We start from the raw sequence: 16,958 nt of genomic DNA, 5'->3' as shown, positions 1-16,958 counted from the left end.
CCTTAGCCCATGCATTACGCCATTATCGCCAAGGTACTCGGTATTCTGCTGATGCTCTTCAGCCTTACCCTCATGCCACCGGTATTTGTCTCGCTCCACTATGGCGACGGCGCCTACTCCAGTTTTATTCTTGCCTTTGGTATCACTTTTTCCACCGGCCTTATTGCGTGGCTGCCGGTATACAATATTCGCCAAGACCTGAGCACCCGTGACGGTTTTCTCATTACCTCACTGTTTTGGACAGTACTGGCATTGTTCGGCTCACTGCCGTTGATGCTCGCCGACGCAACACAAATGACTGTTGTCGATGCCGTATTCGAATCACTCTCCGGGCTTACCACCACCGGCGCTACCGTGCTCACCGGCCTAGATCAACTACCGCGCTCAATACTGTTCTATCGCCAGCAACTGCAGTGGCTCGGGGGCATCGGTATTATTGTTATCGCCGTCGCTATTTTGCCCATGCTCGGTATTGGCGGCATGCAGCTCTATCGAGCGGAAACACCGGGGCCAGTAAAAGACAGTAAGCTCACCCCGCGAATAACCGAAACAGCCAAAGCCCTATTTTTCATTTATTTAAGCCTCACCCTGGCCTGTGCAGGCGCCTACTGGGTGGCAGGTATGGAGCCGTTCGACGCCATTAGCCACGCATTTTCCACCGTCGCCATCGGCGGCTTCTCCACCCACGATCAAAGCATTGGCTATTACGACAGCGGGCCAATTATGATGGTGTGTGTGTTCTTTATGATTCTGTCGGGCGTTAATTTCGCGCTGCATTTTTTTGCTTGGCAAAGCAAAGGCATTCGCCATTATCTGCACGACCCAGAATTTCGCTTTTACGGCTCGATGATCGCCTTGGGCACGGTTATCACCGTGGGCTATTTATTAGCCAGTAACACCTACGACCTTGAATCTAGCCTGCTCTACGGTATTTTCGAGCTGGTTTCGATTCTTACAACCACCGGGTTTGGCGTTGCCGACTTTTCGGTATGGCCCACTTTTCTGCCCTATTTAATTTTCCTTTTTGCCTTTATGGGCGGCTGCGCAGGATCTACCGGCGGCGGTATAAAAATGGTGCGCGTACTGCTGATTATTCGCCAAGGCGTACGGGAAATTCACCGGCTTATTCACCCTAACGCGGTAATCCCGATAAAAATTGGTAAAAAGACCGTACCCGACCGCGTAGTAGAAGCTGTATGGGGATTTTTTGCGGTTTACGTAATAGCCTATATGGTTATGTTTTTATTATTAATGGGCACCGGGCTAGATTTCGAAACTTCTTTTACTGCCGTTGGTGCCTGCCTGAATAACCTGGGCCCCGGCTTAGGTGCGGTCACCGCACACTACGGCGATATAAACTCTGCCGCAAAATGGATACTGTGCTTTGCCATGCTACTGGGGCGACTGGAAGTCTTTACCCTGCTGGTGTTATTTACGCCGATGTTTTGGCGGCGCTAATTAATCCAACAACAAAATCATTTTTCTATTTCTAAAGGTAATTTATGTATAAAAAGGCAATCACGTTATCACTTTCTATTGCTATGTTATCGGCTTGTGGCGGAGGTAGCAGTGACGGGGGCAGTCAAAACACGACTCAAATAACGCCCACCAACGAACCCGAAACACCCAACTGCGTTATAGTGTTGAATACCATCAGCCTTGCTCACCAAGAAAATTGCACACTAACATCTGCCGACGCTGACCTTTACGGTAACACCGCAGGCGATATATCCTGTAGCAACGGCTCCTTGACCTACGGGGGCAGCCAGTTTAGTAGCGGCACAAATGGAATAGTTTTTAACGGGCTCTCAATCGTTTGCGGCTCAAGCTAGAAACCCTCTCTGCTATTGGCGACTTGCCCTGCGTTTTAGTGGGGCAAAGCGAAATAATGCATAACAGCTCGCCCCCATCACTAAGCCAGTTGTAAGCATATCGAACAGCGTGTGGTACTGCTGAAACCACATTAGTACGACATACCCCGTAAGAATACCTGCCCAGACTAGCAGCTTTCCAAATGCCTGAAATAAATAGGCGCAACACACCAACGCAAACGCCGTATGAGTGCTGTAGTCCCCGCCTATGCGTGGCCAAAGCTGAATTTGGTCATCCATTAATTTCAGACCGTACACAAAAACCATTAAAAGTAACAACAGAAAAATATTAGCGAAGCCCTTTTTAAATTCTTTTTTAAGGAACACGTCCGCACAAAATACAAGGCAGCCCAACAACAATATTGGATTAATCGCATCGCAAAAAGTGTCAACTATTTCGTAAGTCGTCATAGACATTAGGTACTACAGGTTTTTATAAGCGCCCACCTTGCCAGGCTCTGTTTTTTTAAACCGTTTGTATTCCCATTGGTATTGTTCCGGGCAGAGGGCAACGACATCCTCCACCGCTTTGTTCATAGCCGTTAGCGCCGTTTCTTCATCGCTACTGAAAATGTCCTCGGGCACTTCCTGAAAAATTATTTTGAATCCGCCAGGTATGCGCAAAGCCGCACCGGCAACAACACGGCAACCGGTTTTGGCTATTAGCCTACAGATCAGCGTCATAGTGTAGGCCGGTGTACCATAGAAATTGGCGTAGCGACCACCTGCATCGGCTGGCACCTGATCGGGCAAAATGCCGGTGGCGCTTCCGCGTTTTAAATATTTCAAAACACCGGCCACACCTTTTACATCGGTGGGCAATAGCTTTGCCCCGTATTTTTCTCGCCCACCGGTCATCACCGGTTCAAGAAATGCTTGTTTAGGCGGCTGATAAAGGCTGGCCATTTCGCGCAGGGTAGAGGCATATAATCCCAAAACTTCCCAGTTACCAATATGAGGGGCCAGCAATATTACGCCACGCTTTTCATCATCGGTGCCCACGAAAAGTTCAGTGCCCTGTACGTTCACTATTTTGCCCATTAGCCATTCACGCCTACGCTGCCACACCAGCAGAATCTCAAGCGATAGTTTGGCCGATTCAATAACGCTATTGCGGGCAAGTTGTGTGCGCTCGGCTTCGTCCATAGCCGGAAAACACAGCGCCAAATTCTTACGCGTAACTTTCACTTCGCGTGTATTCAACCGCCAAATTAATCGCCCAATACCACCACCCAACCCTCGAGCAATCGACAAGGGTAGGCGCCCTAGAACGGCAATAAATGTGAGAATAATGTGAGCTTTAATCGGAGATCCCTCTGACATACAACCCCGAGCATGGAGTTTGCGGATAATTAAAAGGTCGACATTATCGCGTATTCCCAGCGAATTGCCGACCTCGTGGCAAAACTTTTATAGCGGTCGCTACTGGCTAGTACGCCATTTTTTATGCTTTTTAAGCACCTTTGCGGGTGAGGTTTTGTACCAACCATACCCCTCACGGCGTTCTTTTGAAATTTCGGCCACAGAGTAGTAGACCTTGCCGTCACGGTCACCGAAAATTGGCCGGTCGCTTTCCAATTCGTAAAAGCGGGCCCAGAGGGGTTTGGCCGTGGTATCGGGTGTTAGCATGCCCTTTTCCCAGCGATAGCCGGTAATTCGGGTTTTTCCAAACCATGTCACAACGTCATCAACCGCGTGGACTACCGCCGGTGATGGGTTTTGCAGAGACATTAAAAACAGGGCTATTTCGGCACTTTCCTGACTGGCGATACCGTCTGGCTCAAATGCGCGAGCGATTTCGGGTTGCAGCGAAAAAGCATGATACTGCGCGGCCCAGCCACCGATCGAACCCTTGGCCTTTAACTGGGTATCCAGTATGCAGTTAACACCGCCAAGCAGCGTTTGATCAGCGCGCTTGCGGTAGCTTTGCGGCACAAAACGATAGCTTTCCTCTGCGTATGCCACGTCGCGCACTACTTCCAAAATACTTACCATGGCTTTATCGTTGTAGGTAATGTAATCGTGATACTTGCCCTCAACCGGGTAATTTTGCGGCCAGCCACCGTTGGGATACTGAGCATCGAAGATATAGTCCAAGCCTTTTAGGAAAGCCTCTTGGTATGTTTTTTCGCCTGTGGCAGTCACCGCCTTGGCCAAAAACTTCAATTGGGTAGTGGTAGCATCGTTATCGAAAGTAGCGACATAATGTTTCCGCTTTTCACTAAAGCCCTGGCCGCGTCGGCGTTTCGATTTGGACATGTCTACCGCCTTGGACCAGCCGCCCGATGGTGTCTGGTAGCTGATAACAATCTCGGCCAGCCGTGCCGCCTCTGGCGTTTTATAAAACGCGGGCGGTTGTTCCATGTTCAGACCAAAGTCCTTAGCCTTACTGGGCTTTTCGAAGTCTTCCTTCTCCCCCAGCTCCTGCTGTAACAGCGTGCGATATGCCTGCGTGTGGTCTTTTGATCGCTGGAAATAGTCGGCCCAGCTTTGTTTCACTTGCTCTTCAGAACCCTTCGATTGAACACCACCGCTCAGCAAGAGGAGGGAGGCGATAATACCAACGGAGAGAATTTTCATAATAGATACCACCAGAAGAAAATATTGGGGAGACCGCGAATGATAGACCGGTTCTAGGTTTTGGTCAGGCCAAAGTTTCGAATACTTGTTCTGTGTAGGTATTTACCACAAGGGCGCGTACCAACTCGACTCCGCACCCGCTATAATTGCCGCCTTTATTACAACTCAATACCCCATAATAAGTGAGCTATTTGTGTCTATACCCGACGTTTCCACCTTTCAGGGCCTGATTCTGGCGCTGCAACAGTACTGGGCCGATCAAGGCTGTGTGATTCTGCAACCACTGGATATGGAAGTGGGCGCAGGTACCTTTCACCCCGCAACCTTCCTTCGTGCTATTGGGCCCGAAACCTGGAATAGCGCCTATGTGCAGCCCTGTCGACGCCCTACCGATGGCCGCTACGGTGAAAACCCCAACCGTTTACAGCACTACTATCAGTTTCAGGTTGTACTCAAACCTTCCCCCACGAATATTCAAGAGCTTTACCTGGGTTCGCTAGAACAACTGGGTATCGACACCGGGGTGCACGATATTCGTTTCGTAGAAGATAACTGGGAGTCGCCCACCCTTGGTGCTTGGGGGCTAGGTTGGGAAGTGTGGCTAAACGGTATGGAAGTTACCCAATTTACCTACTTTCAGCAGGTTGGCGGCCTCGAATGTTTCCCGGTTACCGGCGAAATAACCTACGGCCTAGAACGTATCGCCATGTACCTGCAGAACAAAGATTCTATCTACGACCTGGTATGGACCATCGACCCCGACGGAAAGGAAATCACCTACGGTGATGTATTCCACCAAAACGAAGTGGAGATGAGCCATTACAACTTTTCTGAAGCCAACGTCGAATTTATGTTCCACACCTTCGATGTCTGTGAAGCCGAGTCTACACGCTTGATCGAAAAAGACTTGCCACTACCGGCCTATGAAATGGTAATGAAGGCCTCCCACGCGTTTAACTTGCTCGACGCCCGCCAGGCTATTTCTGTTACCGAGCGCCAGCGCTTTATTTTAAGGGTACGCACCCTTGCACGAAATGTGGCTCAGGCCTATTTTGATGCGCGCCTAAAATTAGGGTTTCCCCTTGCGCCAGCGCAACTGCGCAACGAAGTGTTAGATCGCGTTAAAGCCGACGGAGGAGAATAATCATGACTCAACAATTTTTAGTAGAACTCGGCACCGAAGAGCTGCCACCAACCGCCTTAAAAACACTGTCCAACGCTTTTCGTAAAGGTGTTGAAGACGGCTTAAAAGAGAAAAAGTTGAGTTTCAGCACCATTAAAGCTTATGCCACACCGCGCCGATTAGCACTACTGGTAGAAGAACTCGACGAAACCACACCCACGGAAAATCTAAAGGTTTGGGGGCCGCCGGCGAAAATAGCCTTTGACGGCGAGGGCAAGCCAACCAAGGCTGCGGAGGCCTTTGCCAAAAAGAACGGAATTTCCATTAGTGAACTGCAAACCGAAAACGACGGTAAGGCCGATAAGCTCGTATTCCATAAATCCGCCGGTGGTGAAGCCGCTAGCGATTTGTTAACCGCTATTGTTACCACCTCGCTGGCTAAACTACCCATAGCCAAACGTATGCGCTGGGGCGCAAGTCGCACAGAGTTTGTTCGTCCTGTGCATTGGCTGGTAATGATGCTTAACGACAAAGTACTTGATGGTGAAATTCTTGGGTTGAAATCGGGTAACAAAACCCGCGGCCACCGTTTTCACTACAACCAGGAAATCAGCCTAAACGCCGCCAATGACTATTGTCGTGTGCTAGCCGAAACCGGCCACGTAGTCGCCGATTTTAGCGAGCGTCAGTCCATGATCGTTAAGCAGGTTAACGAACAGGCACAGCTGCTAGGTGGAACGGCGGTTATCGACTCAGGCCTGCTAGACGAAGTAACGGCACTGGTTGAATACCCGGTTGCGCTTGCCGGTAAATTTGAACAACGCTTTTTGTCGGTACCGGCGGAAGCATTAATCTCTTCCATGAAAGAACATCAGAAATATTTCCACGTTGTAGATGGCAATGGCAACCTACTGCCAAATTTTATTACGTTATCTAATATCGTAAGTAAAGACTCAACCCAGGTAATCGAAGGTAACGAAAAAGTCATTCGGCCCCGCCTAGCCGACGCTGCATTCTTTTTTGAAACCGATAAAAAAACCACGCTCGAGGCGCAGCGCCAACGGCTGAAAACAATAGTATTTCAAGCCAAGCTTGGTACCATTTACGACAAAACCGAGCGCATCGAAAAACTCGCCGCCTTAATGGCTAAAAAGTTGGGTGCCGATAGTAAAAAAGTCAGCCGTGCCGCACAGCTGTGTAAATCTGACTTGGTTAGTAGCATGGTCTACGAATTCGCCGATTTACAAGGTATTGCCGGCTATCACTACGCCATTAACGACGGTGAAGATAACGAAGTTGCGCAGGCCATGAACGAACAATATATGCCCAAGTTTGCCGGCGATCACCTGCCTGCAACCGCAACCGGTGCTATTATCGCGCTCGCCGATCGACTAGACACCATTACCGGTATTTTTGGCATTGGCCAAAAGCCCACTGGCTCTAAAGACCCTTTCGGACTGCGTCGTGCTTCCTTAGGTGCCCTGCGTATTTTGGTGGAAAAAAATTACCCACTGGATTTGCGTGACCTCATTACATTTTCCGCTAGCAACTTTGCTCAACTTAGCAACGATAAGGTCGTAGACGACGTTATTGCGTATATGATCGAGCGCTTTAAGGCCTGGTACGAAGAAGCCAATATTAGCGCTGAAGTTTTTCAGGCCGTTAGTGCAAAAGGCCTATCTACCCCGCTGGATATTAATAAGCGCGTTTACGCCGTTGCTGAATTCAGCCAACTGCCAGAAGCACAGGCACTGGCTGCCGCCAACAAGCGCGTATCCAACATTTTGGCCAAGCTTGATTCCGCTCCCGCCGCCACGGTCAGCGAAAATTTGCTAAGTGAACCAGCCGAAAAAGCCTTAGCCGAAAGCCTAGGTAAGCTAGAAGCCCAAGCGCAGCCATTTCTCGACCAAGCGAACTATACCGAGGCGCTTAAATTACTAGCGGCATTGCGTAAGCCTGTAGACACCTTTTTCGATGATGTAATGGTAATGACCGATGACGAGCAGGTACGTAACAATCGTCTAGCCTTGTTGCAAAAACTGCGGAATCTGTTTTTAGAAGTAGCCGATATTTCCCTATTGGCCGTTAAATAATTTCACACTACCAAGGATCAAGCCGCTTTGTTTATACATGCTCGTTCGGCTCTTTTTTTAGTTATTTACAATATTACGGCTGCCCTTTACGGCATCCTTTCGCTGCTTCTACTGTTTTTGCCGTTGCGTATACGCCATCGCATTATTATTAGCTGGACGCGAGCTACCGTTTTTTTACTGCGGGTGATTTGTGGGGTTCGTCATAGCGTTGTTGGTCAGGAGAATATTCCTAAGCACGGAGAACCCGTGGTGATAATGTCTAAACATCAGAGCACTTGGGAAACGCTGTTTCTGCAGTATACGTTTTGGCCGGCTTCCACGGTGTTGAAAAAAGAGTTGTTGCGCATTCCCTTTTTCGGTTGGGGTTTGGCAGCGCTACGACCGATAGCCATCGACCGCAGCAACCCGCGTAAGGCTCTACGTAAAGTTAAAGAGCGCGGACTACAGCGACTGGAAAGTGGTTACAATTTGCTGCTTTTTCCGGAGGGTACGCGAACAGCCCACGGAGAAAAAGGTAAGTATGCCCGTAGCGGAGCCGAAATAGCTGTTGCCTCGGGTAAGCCGATTATTCCCATCGCCCTCAACGCCGGGGTTTTTTGGCCGCCGAAAGATTTTAAAAAACATCCAGGATGTATATCTGTTGTTGTCGGCGCGCCTATATCATCACACAATAAAACCAGCAAAGAGTTAATTGTAGAAGTTGAAAACTGGATTGAAACTCAAATGAAAAGCTTGTAAGGATCTCTCTATGGCTCACGCACAACCTTTTTCGATGGCACAATTTGGCCTTCGTTTTCTTTTCGCATTAGTGTTGGTTTTTGTTAGCTATAACCCCAGTGGCTATTCCTTTGCCCACTGGCTGAAGCTTACTTTCCCAGCCATTACCCCACTACTGGCGGTTTGCGCTTCCGCACTGCTTATTGGTTGGGGAATATACCTACGCGCCACTTTCCGTTCGTTAGGGGTCGTTGGGCTGCTACTGGCAAGCGTATTTTTTGGCTGCTTGATCTGGTTGTTTGTCGATCTTGGCTGGTTAAGCCTAGTAAATGTTTCGGTATTTAGTTGGGTAGTTTTATTGGTATTGGCGTTAATGCTTGCCTTCGGCATTTCTTGGTCCCATATTCGCCGTCGCATGACCGGACAGGTTGATATGGACGATGTGGATAATTAGTACGGACAATGGCCGCTAAATTTTTATTTTTATCGGCCAGACAACGTCTGGCCAGTTTCTGGAGCAGTACCAAAAGTAATGTACCCATGAGCTTCCGCTCATACAAAAATACCACTCTGCCCCACCCCATCAAAAATAAACTGCACCGCCAACGCCGCTAGTAAAACACCGGCCACGCGGGTAACCACATGCATACCGGTTACCCCCAAGAGTTTATTGATATGGCCCGCTAGCATTAAGCAGCTAAACGTAAATAGCAGTATTACTAATAGGGCGACGAGTACAATAGCCTGTACCGCTATATCACCTTCGGCATTCGCCATTAATAGGATTACCGCACCCATGGCTCCGGGCCCGGCTATGAGTGGCGTAGCCAGGGGAAATACGGCAATATCTTGTTTTGCTGCGGCTTCAGCCGTTTCTTCAGGCGTCGTAGAGGTGCCGCCAGAACTTCGGGCAAATACCATATCTATCGCAATTAGCAACAGCAAAATACCACCCGCGGTTCTCAGCGCAGCGAGGGAAATACCCAAACTGTTTAAGAGTAGTTCGCCCACCAAAGCAAAAACAATGAGGATACCGCCAGCGATAAGCACCGCTCGTATTGCCAGCTTACGTCTTTCTTCGCCGTTCGCAGCCGGCGTAAGTGCCGCAAACATGGCCGCAACATCTATAGGGCCTATGGTGGCAAAAAAGGTGGTTAAACTCACAACAAAGGGTTCTAACATTCAGATCTACTTTTTAGGCAACGCTAAGCAAATTATTGGTTAAGCAACGCGCGCAGCTTAACCTTGACCCGTTCATAGTCTGACTCACTGCTGTTTTTCAAATACTGTAATTGGCCAACAAGATTATCCACGCTAGCGCTGGTGGCTTGAATTTTTAGCGTTTCTATGTGGTCTTTAATTTCCGCCAATTTTTCTTTGGCTTTTATAGCTTTTTCACCAACAGGTTTTTGTTGTTCTGCAATATCCAACAACAGGTTTGTGACTAACCCTAGTTGTTTTCCGTACGTTGCATACTCGAATGCCTTTCTTTCAACTTCGCTATTCCCCGCACTGGCTTTTATACCCGAAAAAAACCCGTTGATATCGGGTTCTATACGCTGCCTTACATCGCCGCTCCAAGGGTAGTGTACCTGGGGAGCCCACAACCAAAACATCCATGGGTACATGTGACAATCTCCTTTTATACAACGCTATGCCACCTCAGACTGAAAGAATCGGCCATATTCTTCCAGGCAGTCTGGGTTGGTAATAGCTTCTCTATTGGTGATGGCCTGCCCATTTATCATCCGCGATACGGCCAATTCAATTTTTTTACCCGAACGTGTATAGGGTATATCACTTACCGCCAACACCTCTTTGGGTACATGCCTAGATGTAGTATTCACTTTAATGCGCTGCTTTATTTCAGCAACACGCGTTTCACTGAGCACTTCGCCTACTTTCATTTTGACAAAAAGCACAACATCTACATCACCGGCAACACGTTTGCCTACACACACGGTGTCTTCAATGTAGTCTAAGTTCTCCGTTTGTCGATAGATTTCGCTGGTACCAATGCGAACGCCTCCTGGGTTGAGTGTGGCATCGCTACGGCCAAGAAATATGGCGCCACCTCGACGAGTAATTTTTATGAAATCTCCATGGTACCAAATACCTTTGTAGGTATTAAAATAGGCGTTGTGCAGTTTTTTGTTACCGGGGTCATTTAAAAAATAGATAGGCCGGGAGGGAAAGCTTTTGCGGCACACCAGTTCACCGGTTTGCTCTATAACCGCCTCGCCATTCGCATCTAGGCAAGCTACATCCATACCCAATCCGGCACACTGCAATTCGCCACGATAAACCGGCATCATCGGATTGCCCAAAAAAAAGCAGCCAATAATGTCGGTACCACCTGAAATACTCGCTAATAAGATGTCGCGCTTTATACGGTTGTAAACAAAATCAAACTGCTCTGGTAGTAGCGGGGATCCGGTGCACAAAATAGTCTCTAGCGATGAAAAATTTACTATTGAAAGATCTATTTTGCTGTCTTCCAAAGATTTCAAATACTTTGGTGAGGTGCCGAAAATAGTAATTTTTTCTCGGTTTATCACACCTATAAACTTTTCAAAACTAGGAAATGCTGGAGAGCCTTCGTACAACGTAGTGGTACCACCAAAGAACAGCGAGCTAACCAGCCAGTTCCACATCATCCATCCACAGGTGGTAAAGAAGAATATATTTTTGTGTTGGTTGTAGTCGCTGTGCAAACCCAGCTCTTTTATGTGCTGTAGCAACACTCCACCCGTAGAGTGAACAATACACTTTGGCTTACCCGTCGTACCTGAGGAGTACATGATATACAACGGCGCGGCAAATAGCCGCTGCACGTAATTAACCTGCACACCCTCACTTATAAATTTTTCGGGCTGCCAGAGCTCGGCATTGGCTATTGAACTGATATCCGGTTGGGTACCGTAGCGATCAACAATAATGACTCGCTCAATGGAATCTAAGTTTGCCGTGATACTGGCTATTTTAGGTACGCAGTCAAAATACCTACCGTTATACTCATAGCCCGCGCAGGCAACCAACACTCTTGGGCGCGCCTGTCCGAACCTGTCGACCACTCCGTCTATACCAAAGTCAGCGCTAGTGGAGGTGAACACTCCGCCGCTAGCGGTGGTTGCAAGCATGGCAATAACGGTTTCAGCAATGTTGGGCATGTAGCATGCCAACACATCATCCGGGCCAATGCTGGTACCTAATTGCTGTTGAAAACCCGCCACCAACCGGCGTAAATTTGCGAAACTGTATTCCTGGCTACTGCCATTTTCCAACAGTGATTTAACCGCGATGGTATCTTCACTACCGTGCGCGAGTAAGTTTTCTGCGAAATTCAGCTTAACCTGTGGAAACCATCCGTAGGTATCAAAGCCCAACTCCGCAACGGCGAGGGTAGTATCACCCTGGTAGATAACATCAAAATAATTGAATATTTCTGTCCAGAATTTGCCGGGTTCTTCCACCGAAAATTTGTGTAGCCCCGCATAGTCGTCACTTTCCAATCCATGACGGGCACGGATATAGTCAGTAAAGCGCTTCATTTGTGAATTTTGAGCACGTGTTTCACTGGCCTGCCAAAGCATAAGTAAAACTCCCAATCGCTGCTTACTAGGTGGTTATATTTTAGTTCAATAAATGCTGCGTTACAGCAAATTTCCAGCTATGAGAGCGACCTGGGTTGCTTAAAAAAACGTATAAACAATATCGCAAACGCAAAAATGGCGCCTAGAACAGCGCCGAAGAGGTGAGCATCAACGATGACAGGCGCTGCCATGGCCTGCTCGATATAGCCTGCGCTATAGTCCGGTAGCTGCTCATAACCCAGCTTAGCCAGCAATAAACCTAAAACCACCCACAGTAAGCGATTGGCCTGAAACGGCTTCTGTGCAAGTGCAACAATTAACAATAGGGTGAACAAGCCATGCAGTACACCCGAGAGCCCGGCATAGAAACTAAGCTCTGGTTTGATCAATACGAAGCCAATACTAATACCAACGGCCAATAATAAGCCTACAATCCACCAAGTAACAGGCCTCAAAAGCCCAGGAAATCCGGCCACTAACATCAACAGCCCGGCAATGTTAAGCAGCCCATGTAAAACGCCCAAGTGCACCAAATGCCCCGTTAACAGCCGCCACCACTGCCCAGCAAAAACAGCTTCACGCTGATAGAGTAAATACGGATTTAGCCAATCACCTAACAATGCCAATACACTTATGAACAACGCCAACGCTATACATTGGAATGCGATAATGGGGTTGATAGTATGCGGCGGCGGATACGACATATAGACCTATAACGTGCTTTGTCTCGGTTTTCACTTGGATTTGGCGTCTTGAGCACCTTTTACTAAGCCGCTAAAAATACGGCGGCAAGCCAAGGGGCTCGATAGATTTTTCAGGATTCTGGCATGCCTAAAAATTCCCATAGTACCTATATAAAGGTTATCACTCTATTTTTTATGTGCATTGCCCTAACGCTAAGTGCCTGTACGCGATTAAATGAACCGGGTAAGCACTTTATAGCCGCCGACAACCCAGCTTTCAGTTATCAGGGACGTATTGATTTTAGCGACCCGGCCAAACCTGTTGTTATCTGGCAGGCCTCCACCGTCGAGCTTGAATTTAGTGGTACCAGCTTAAAACTTGGGTTTTCTGGACTGGATAATCAAGTGTATTTCGATGTCGAACTCGATGGAGAAAAACAACGCGTTGGCGCAAAAAACGGGTTGGTCGCCCTGCCCTTCTCCCTCGCCAGTGGCTGGCATAAATTGCGATTATATAAGCGATCAGAAGCATCTAAGGGCCACGTTGTGTTTCGTGGTATTAGCATTGATGAAGGCGCCTCAGTGCGAAAACCGGATGTACCCCACTATGCTACTCGATTCATATTTTACGGGGATTCCATTACCGTCGGCTCCTGTAACGAAGATGGCAATGAAGACCAATGGGAAGACTTCTCTACCCATAATAGTGCCCTGAGCTACGCGGCAATGGTCGCCAGCCACTTTAATGCCGACTACCGTAATATAGCCGCCAGCGGCACCGGTATTTCGGTGGGCTTCGAAGATTACACTATCGATCAATTCTGGAATCGCTACTACCCAGAGCCCAAGGCCACACTTGCCCAACCCGAAGCGTTCGCGCCGAATGTAGTATTTCTGAATTTCGGTGAAAACGATATAGCCTACCCATTGGCCATGGGCAGTCAATTTCCGACGGATTTTGTTTCACGCTATATTCAATTGGTTACCGCAATGCGTAAAACATACCCCGATAGCCGCATTGTGATTCTTAGAGGGGGCATGCACGGTGGCTCGCAAAACCCAACCTTAATAGAACCCTGGGAAAGAGTTGTAGCTTCGCTAGAAGAGCACGATACCCAGATCAGCCATTTCAGTTTTAACCACTGGCACAACCAGCACCCACGAGTGGCCAACCACAAAGCTATGGCAGACGAACTGATTAATTGGTTATCGGTGCAGGTTTGGCTTACAGCCATCTAGCAACCACCTATCTGCCCAACCGTCTGTTTACCCGTATACCAATCTAGCCTTAAACCAGCTTTAGGTCATCGTCGTCTTCAAATTCACCGAACAAAATAATAATAAAATCGATGAAAGACCAAATGCCCAGCCCGCCAAGGGTCAGCAATTGAAACACAGCCGAAATCGGGCGACCCACATAAAAGCGGTGGGCGCCAAAAATACCGAAGCAAAAGCACAGCACGGCGGCCAGTACTTTGTTTTTATGGCTAACGTTCTCACCAAATATTCTTTCGTCCGGAGGGACAGTATTCGACATCACCTACTCCTTATGTGAATCGTAGATTTTTTGTGGGGTGGAATTGCACCTGCTACCATGGTGACACGGCCCTTGTTTCTGCTACTCTATCGAACCACGAGCCATTCGCAAGTCACATTGCAGGATTAGATATTTGTTGCGACGCCGCCTTACATATCTCTTTGTTATATTGATTGTCCTGCAGTCACTATCAGCCGTGGCCGATAGTCATCAGTATCACCAAACAGACAACAGCCATTTCACGTCTACGTACGAACACGACGCCGAAAAACACGCTCAACCGTCGAACGCGGCCGCAACTGAAGCCGACTGCCAACACTGTTGCCATTGCCACGGCCTTGCACAAGTTTATGTTACCCATCAGCCAGGTCGGTTTATCACAACTGAACGGCTGAATTCACACGCCCGCTACATCTGCGGCTATTCGTCGGTTTTTGCCGCACCCGATAATCCCCCACCTATCGCCTAACCCTTTCACCACACTTCAAATTGAGCGCGGTTCCAGCAGATTGTCAGTGCGCCGCGTACTAATATTCACCCATTCGCTATTGGGGAACTGTTCTCTATGCGTATTTTATTCAACGCACCGACATTAGCTCTGTGCGTACTACTGGTATGCCAGCCATTATCAACAATGGCTAGCAGTGAAAGTGAATACACACTTACATTGGCAGGCGCGATCCATAAAACCCTTACTCATCACCCTCGACTGCAGCAATTCAACTACCGCGAGCAAGCGCTCACAGCCCTGGTAGAGGGAAGCCGCCAAAGACCGGGGTACGCGCTGTCACTAGAGGTGGAAAACATGGCTGGCAGCGGCGAGTTCCAAGGCGGCAGTGGCGCAGAAACGACACTTTCACTCTCGTCCGTTATTGAATTAGGTAATAAACGCCAGCGCCGTACGGACCTCGCCGCTGCTCGCTTAGGTGTCATGCGCACAAGCCAGCAAGTAGAAGCGCTGGACATACTCGGTCAGCTGACTAAGCACTATATCGCAGCACTAGCCACCCAAGCGCAGTTGCAACTCAGCCATGAAGCTAACGAGTTTGGCAAAGCCTTGGTGGCCACTATCACCAAGCGTGTGAAACGCGGCGCGGCGCCGCAAACGGAATTGATTCGCGCCCAAGCCGCACTGGCACAAATAAGGATTCGCTCAATGGGTTTTAAACAACAATTACTGCGTGAAAAAGGCGAATTAGCGATTTTTTGGGGTAAACCACTGGAGAAAACCCCGCCACTAAGCGGCGACCTGTATGTATTTGCCCACGCACGTCCGCTTGAGGAGCTACAGGCACAACTGCTGGAGTCACCGGCCGTGGCACAGCTGATAAGTAGCGAACGGTTGCAACATTCATCGATAGCGCTGCAAAAAACGCAAAATTCGGCCGATATTACCTGGAGTATGGGTATACGCCGCTTACAACAAAGCGCCGATAGCGCTTTTACCTTTGGCCTTTCTGTTCCGCTTGGCAGCCACAGCCGAAACAATAGCCAATTGCGCGCAACCCAGGCCGATGCGCTAGCTTTACGTTCGTATAACAACGAGCAGCGGCTACGCTTGCAACAACAATTGTTTGCTGCCTACTCACAACGTCAACAATTTCTCGACGCTTTCGCGTTACTTCGAGACGAGGTCATTCCGCTTTTAACTCAGGCACTAGCGCTTACCCGGGAAGCCTATGACCGTGGTCGTTTGAGTTATCAGGATTTACATATTGCACAGCAGGAGTTGCTAAGCGCGCGACACCAAAAAATTAATACAGCAAAAACCGTATTGCTAAATCAGGCATTGGTCGAGCAGTTAACCGCTCAACCCTTAACGCTTTAAGGCCGCTACTAGCGGATTTGGAATAAATCATTATGACCGTTCACAACATATTACTGACCGTTTTGCTTAGCGCAATAGCCTGTGGCGCGCACGCCGAGGAGAATCATAAACTCGATGACCACAGCCTACGCGCAACACATATTTTACCAACCCTGGCGAATCAGCTCGGTATCACAACTCAACTATCTGGGGTGAAGGTACTCAAACACACGCTAGTGAGCTACGGCACACTTACTACCGGTGCGGAACAGCTCAGTCATGTGCGCGCACGTTACACAGGTTTGATAAAAACGGTACACGGTAGCGTAGGTGATAGCGTAAAAGCTGGAGATTTGCTGGCAGAAGTAGAATCTAACGAAAGCCTTAATCAATACCCAGTGCGCGCGCCCATCGCCGGTACAATCATTCAACGCCACGCCAACAACGGCGAAGTAACCCAAAACCAAGTACTGTTTTCTATAGCCAATTTCGACACCCTCTGGGCAGAGCTACGTATTTATCCCGCGCAGCAACGTCAAGTAAAACCCGGCCTTAACGTTAGTATGAATGTAAATGCGCAGATTATTTCCGGCCAAATCGCGCACATTATTCCCGAGCTGAATAAGCCCTATCAGTTGGCCCGTGTGCAATTGCAGAACCACGATATGGGCCTGTTTCCCGGATCTCTGGTGGAAGCCCAGGTGATAGTCGACGAAACATCCGTTGCCGTTGCCGTCGTCAATACTGCGCTACAAACGCTGGATGGCGAAACCGGCGTATTTGTGCACCACAACGGGCAATACACCTTTACCCCGTTAGCACTCGGGCTGCGTAGTGACAAGTTTACCGAGGTTATCTCGGGTATAGGCGTAAATGAAGATTACGTCGCACAAAATAGTTATTTACTCAAAGCTGAACTCGAAAAATCTGAAGCTGAGCATAACCACTAAGGGC

Annotated in this window: 18 protein-coding genes; 10 read left to right on the top strand and 8 right to left on the bottom strand. The window is 48.6% G+C overall.

From position 1 onward, the window contains the following. Positions 1-9: 9 nt before the first annotated feature. Together H5336_RS11030 and H5336_RS11025 are read left to right on the top strand one after the other, a co-directional pair. Positions 10-1,458, top strand: a complete 1,449-nt coding sequence (locus tag H5336_RS11030) for a TrkH family potassium uptake protein (RefSeq protein ID WP_185234149.1) — start codon at positions 10-12, stop codon at positions 1,456-1,458. Positions 1,459-1,502: 44 nt separating this feature from the next. Continuing rightward, on the top strand, positions 1,503-1,832 hold the full coding sequence (locus tag H5336_RS11025) for a hypothetical protein (protein WP_185234148.1): 330 nt from the start codon (positions 1,503-1,505) through the stop codon (positions 1,830-1,832). A 12-nt stretch (positions 1,833-1,844) separates the two neighbouring features. Here the strand turns inward: H5336_RS11025 and H5336_RS11020 are convergent, their stop codons facing one another. The 3 genes from H5336_RS11020 to pelA form a co-directional block, all read right to left on the bottom strand. Further along, positions 1,845-2,288 carry a hypothetical protein gene (locus H5336_RS11020; RefSeq protein ID WP_185234146.1) on the bottom strand — a complete coding sequence of 148 codons (444 nt, stop codon included), beginning with the start codon at positions 2,286-2,288 and terminating at the stop codon, positions 1,845-1,847. 6 nt (positions 2,289-2,294) lie between these two features. Continuing rightward, the gene (locus tag H5336_RS11015; protein ID WP_185234144.1) at positions 2,295-3,194 is read right to left on the bottom strand and encodes a lysophospholipid acyltransferase family protein; all 900 of its coding nucleotides are present in this window, start codon (positions 3,192-3,194) and stop codon (positions 2,295-2,297) included. Between the two features lie 99 nt (positions 3,195-3,293). Further along, positions 3,294-4,451, bottom strand: coding sequence for a pectate lyase (gene pelA / locus H5336_RS11010; RefSeq protein WP_185234142.1), 1,158 nt, complete (start codon positions 4,449-4,451; stop codon positions 3,294-3,296). Between the two features lie 193 nt (positions 4,452-4,644). On the opposite strand from pelA, the gene glyQ reads away from it, so the two are divergent. The 4 genes from glyQ to H5336_RS10990 are packed head-to-tail and all read left to right on the top strand — an operon-like array spanning position 4,645 to position 8,838. After that, positions 4,645-5,595 carry a glycine--tRNA ligase subunit alpha gene (gene glyQ / locus H5336_RS11005; protein WP_185234140.1) on the top strand — a complete coding sequence of 317 codons (951 nt, stop codon included), beginning with the start codon at positions 4,645-4,647 and terminating at the stop codon, positions 5,593-5,595. Between the two features lie 2 nt (positions 5,596-5,597). After that, a complete protein-coding gene (gene glyS / locus H5336_RS11000; protein ID WP_185234138.1) occupies positions 5,598-7,667 on the top strand; it encodes a glycine--tRNA ligase subunit beta in 2,070 nt (689 codons plus the stop codon). Between the two features lie 27 nt (positions 7,668-7,694). Then, on the top strand, positions 7,695-8,405 hold the full coding sequence (locus H5336_RS10995; RefSeq protein WP_221628036.1) for a lysophospholipid acyltransferase family protein: 711 nt from the start codon (positions 7,695-7,697) through the stop codon (positions 8,403-8,405). A 10-nt stretch (positions 8,406-8,415) separates the two neighbouring features. Further along, the gene (locus tag H5336_RS10990) at positions 8,416-8,838 is read left to right on the top strand and encodes a DUF6524 family protein (protein WP_185234136.1); all 423 of its coding nucleotides are present in this window, start codon (positions 8,416-8,418) and stop codon (positions 8,836-8,838) included. 98 nt (positions 8,839-8,936) lie between these two features. Here H5336_RS10990 and H5336_RS10985 read toward each other — a convergent pair whose 3' ends face one another. From H5336_RS10985 to rrtA, 4 genes are all read right to left on the bottom strand, one after another. Beyond that, the gene (locus H5336_RS10985) at positions 8,937-9,566 is read right to left on the bottom strand and encodes a MarC family protein (RefSeq protein WP_185234134.1); all 630 of its coding nucleotides are present in this window, start codon (positions 9,564-9,566) and stop codon (positions 8,937-8,939) included. A 32-nt stretch (positions 9,567-9,598) separates the two neighbouring features. Beyond that, positions 9,599-10,012 (bottom strand): hypothetical protein, encoded by a 414-nt coding sequence (locus tag H5336_RS10980; RefSeq protein WP_185234132.1) that lies wholly within the window; start codon positions 10,010-10,012, stop codon positions 9,599-9,601. Positions 10,013-10,036: 24 nt separating this feature from the next. Beyond that, positions 10,037-11,977, bottom strand: coding sequence for an acetoacetate--CoA ligase (locus H5336_RS10975; RefSeq protein ID WP_185234130.1), 1,941 nt, complete (start codon positions 11,975-11,977; stop codon positions 10,037-10,039). Positions 11,978-12,054: 77 nt separating this feature from the next. Then, positions 12,055-12,681 (bottom strand): rhombosortase, encoded by a 627-nt coding sequence (rrtA, locus tag H5336_RS10970; RefSeq protein ID WP_185234128.1) that lies wholly within the window; start codon positions 12,679-12,681, stop codon positions 12,055-12,057. A 123-nt stretch (positions 12,682-12,804) separates the two neighbouring features. On the opposite strand from rrtA, the gene H5336_RS10965 reads away from it, so the two are divergent. Then, positions 12,805-13,899: a GDSL-type esterase/lipase family protein gene (locus H5336_RS10965; RefSeq protein WP_185234126.1), complete on the top strand. Its 1,095-nt coding sequence runs from the start codon at positions 12,805-12,807 to the stop codon at positions 13,897-13,899. Between the two features lie 49 nt (positions 13,900-13,948). Here the strand turns inward: H5336_RS10965 and H5336_RS10960 are convergent, their stop codons facing one another. Beyond that, a complete protein-coding gene (locus H5336_RS10960) occupies positions 13,949-14,197 on the bottom strand; it encodes a TM2 domain-containing protein (RefSeq protein WP_185234124.1) in 249 nt (82 codons plus the stop codon). Positions 14,198-14,330: 133 nt separating this feature from the next. Between H5336_RS10960 and H5336_RS10955 the strand changes: the two genes are divergently transcribed. The 3 genes from H5336_RS10955 to H5336_RS10945 all read left to right on the top strand — a co-directional run bounded on the left by H5336_RS10955 (position 14,331) and on the right by H5336_RS10945 (position 16,954). Beyond that, positions 14,331-14,666, top strand: coding sequence for a hypothetical protein (locus tag H5336_RS10955; protein ID WP_185234122.1), 336 nt, complete (start codon positions 14,331-14,333; stop codon positions 14,664-14,666). Positions 14,667-14,762: 96 nt separating this feature from the next. Then, positions 14,763-16,025 carry a TolC family protein gene (locus tag H5336_RS10950; RefSeq protein WP_185234120.1) on the top strand — a complete coding sequence of 421 codons (1,263 nt, stop codon included), beginning with the start codon at positions 14,763-14,765 and terminating at the stop codon, positions 16,023-16,025. A 32-nt stretch (positions 16,026-16,057) separates the two neighbouring features. After that, positions 16,058-16,954, top strand: a complete 897-nt coding sequence (locus H5336_RS10945; RefSeq protein WP_185234118.1) for an efflux RND transporter periplasmic adaptor subunit — start codon at positions 16,058-16,060, stop codon at positions 16,952-16,954. Positions 16,955-16,958: the final 4 nt, after the last annotated feature.

This window comes from Teredinibacter franksiae, from assembly GCF_014218805.1.
Taxonomy (GTDB): Bacteria; Pseudomonadota; Gammaproteobacteria; order Pseudomonadales; family Cellvibrionaceae; genus Teredinibacter; species Teredinibacter franksiae.
Note: the sequence above shows the minus strand (reverse complement) of the source record. Positions and strands in the feature narration are given on the sequence as shown.

Bases quoted from the DNA above. Each gene is read 5' to 3' on its own strand.
- H5336_RS11030 (WP_185234149.1), top strand. From the start codon at position 10: ATGCATTACGCCATTATCGCCAAGGTACTCGGTATTCTGCTGATGCTC.
- H5336_RS11025 (WP_185234148.1), top strand. From the start codon at position 1,503: ATGTATAAAAAGGCAATCACGTTATCACTTTCTATTGCTATGTTATCG.
- H5336_RS11020 (WP_185234146.1), bottom strand. From the start codon at position 2,288: ATGTCTATGACGACTTACGAAATAGTTGACACTTTTTGCGATGCGATT.
- H5336_RS11015 (WP_185234144.1), bottom strand. From the start codon at position 3,194: ATGTCAGAGGGATCTCCGATTAAAGCTCACATTATTCTCACATTTATT.
- pelA (WP_185234142.1), bottom strand. From the start codon at position 4,451: ATGAAAATTCTCTCCGTTGGTATTATCGCCTCCCTCCTCTTGCTGAGC.
- glyS (WP_185234138.1), top strand. From the start codon at position 5,598: ATGACTCAACAATTTTTAGTAGAACTCGGCACCGAAGAGCTGCCACCA.
- H5336_RS10990 (WP_185234136.1), top strand. From the start codon at position 8,416: ATGGCTCACGCACAACCTTTTTCGATGGCACAATTTGGCCTTCGTTTT.
- H5336_RS10985 (WP_185234134.1), bottom strand. From the start codon at position 9,566: ATGTTAGAACCCTTTGTTGTGAGTTTAACCACCTTTTTTGCCACCATA.
- H5336_RS10980 (WP_185234132.1), bottom strand. From the start codon at position 10,012: ATGTACCCATGGATGTTTTGGTTGTGGGCTCCCCAGGTACACTACCCT.
- H5336_RS10975 (WP_185234130.1), bottom strand. From the start codon at position 11,977: ATGCTTTGGCAGGCCAGTGAAACACGTGCTCAAAATTCACAAATGAAG.
- rrtA (WP_185234128.1), bottom strand. From the start codon at position 12,681: ATGTCGTATCCGCCGCCGCATACTATCAACCCCATTATCGCATTCCAA.
- H5336_RS10965 (WP_185234126.1), top strand. From the start codon at position 12,805: ATGCCTAAAAATTCCCATAGTACCTATATAAAGGTTATCACTCTATTT.
- H5336_RS10960 (WP_185234124.1), bottom strand. From the start codon at position 14,197: ATGTCGAATACTGTCCCTCCGGACGAAAGAATATTTGGTGAGAACGTT.
- H5336_RS10950 (WP_185234120.1), top strand. From the start codon at position 14,763: ATGCGTATTTTATTCAACGCACCGACATTAGCTCTGTGCGTACTACTG.
- H5336_RS10945 (WP_185234118.1), top strand. From the start codon at position 16,058: ATGACCGTTCACAACATATTACTGACCGTTTTGCTTAGCGCAATAGCC.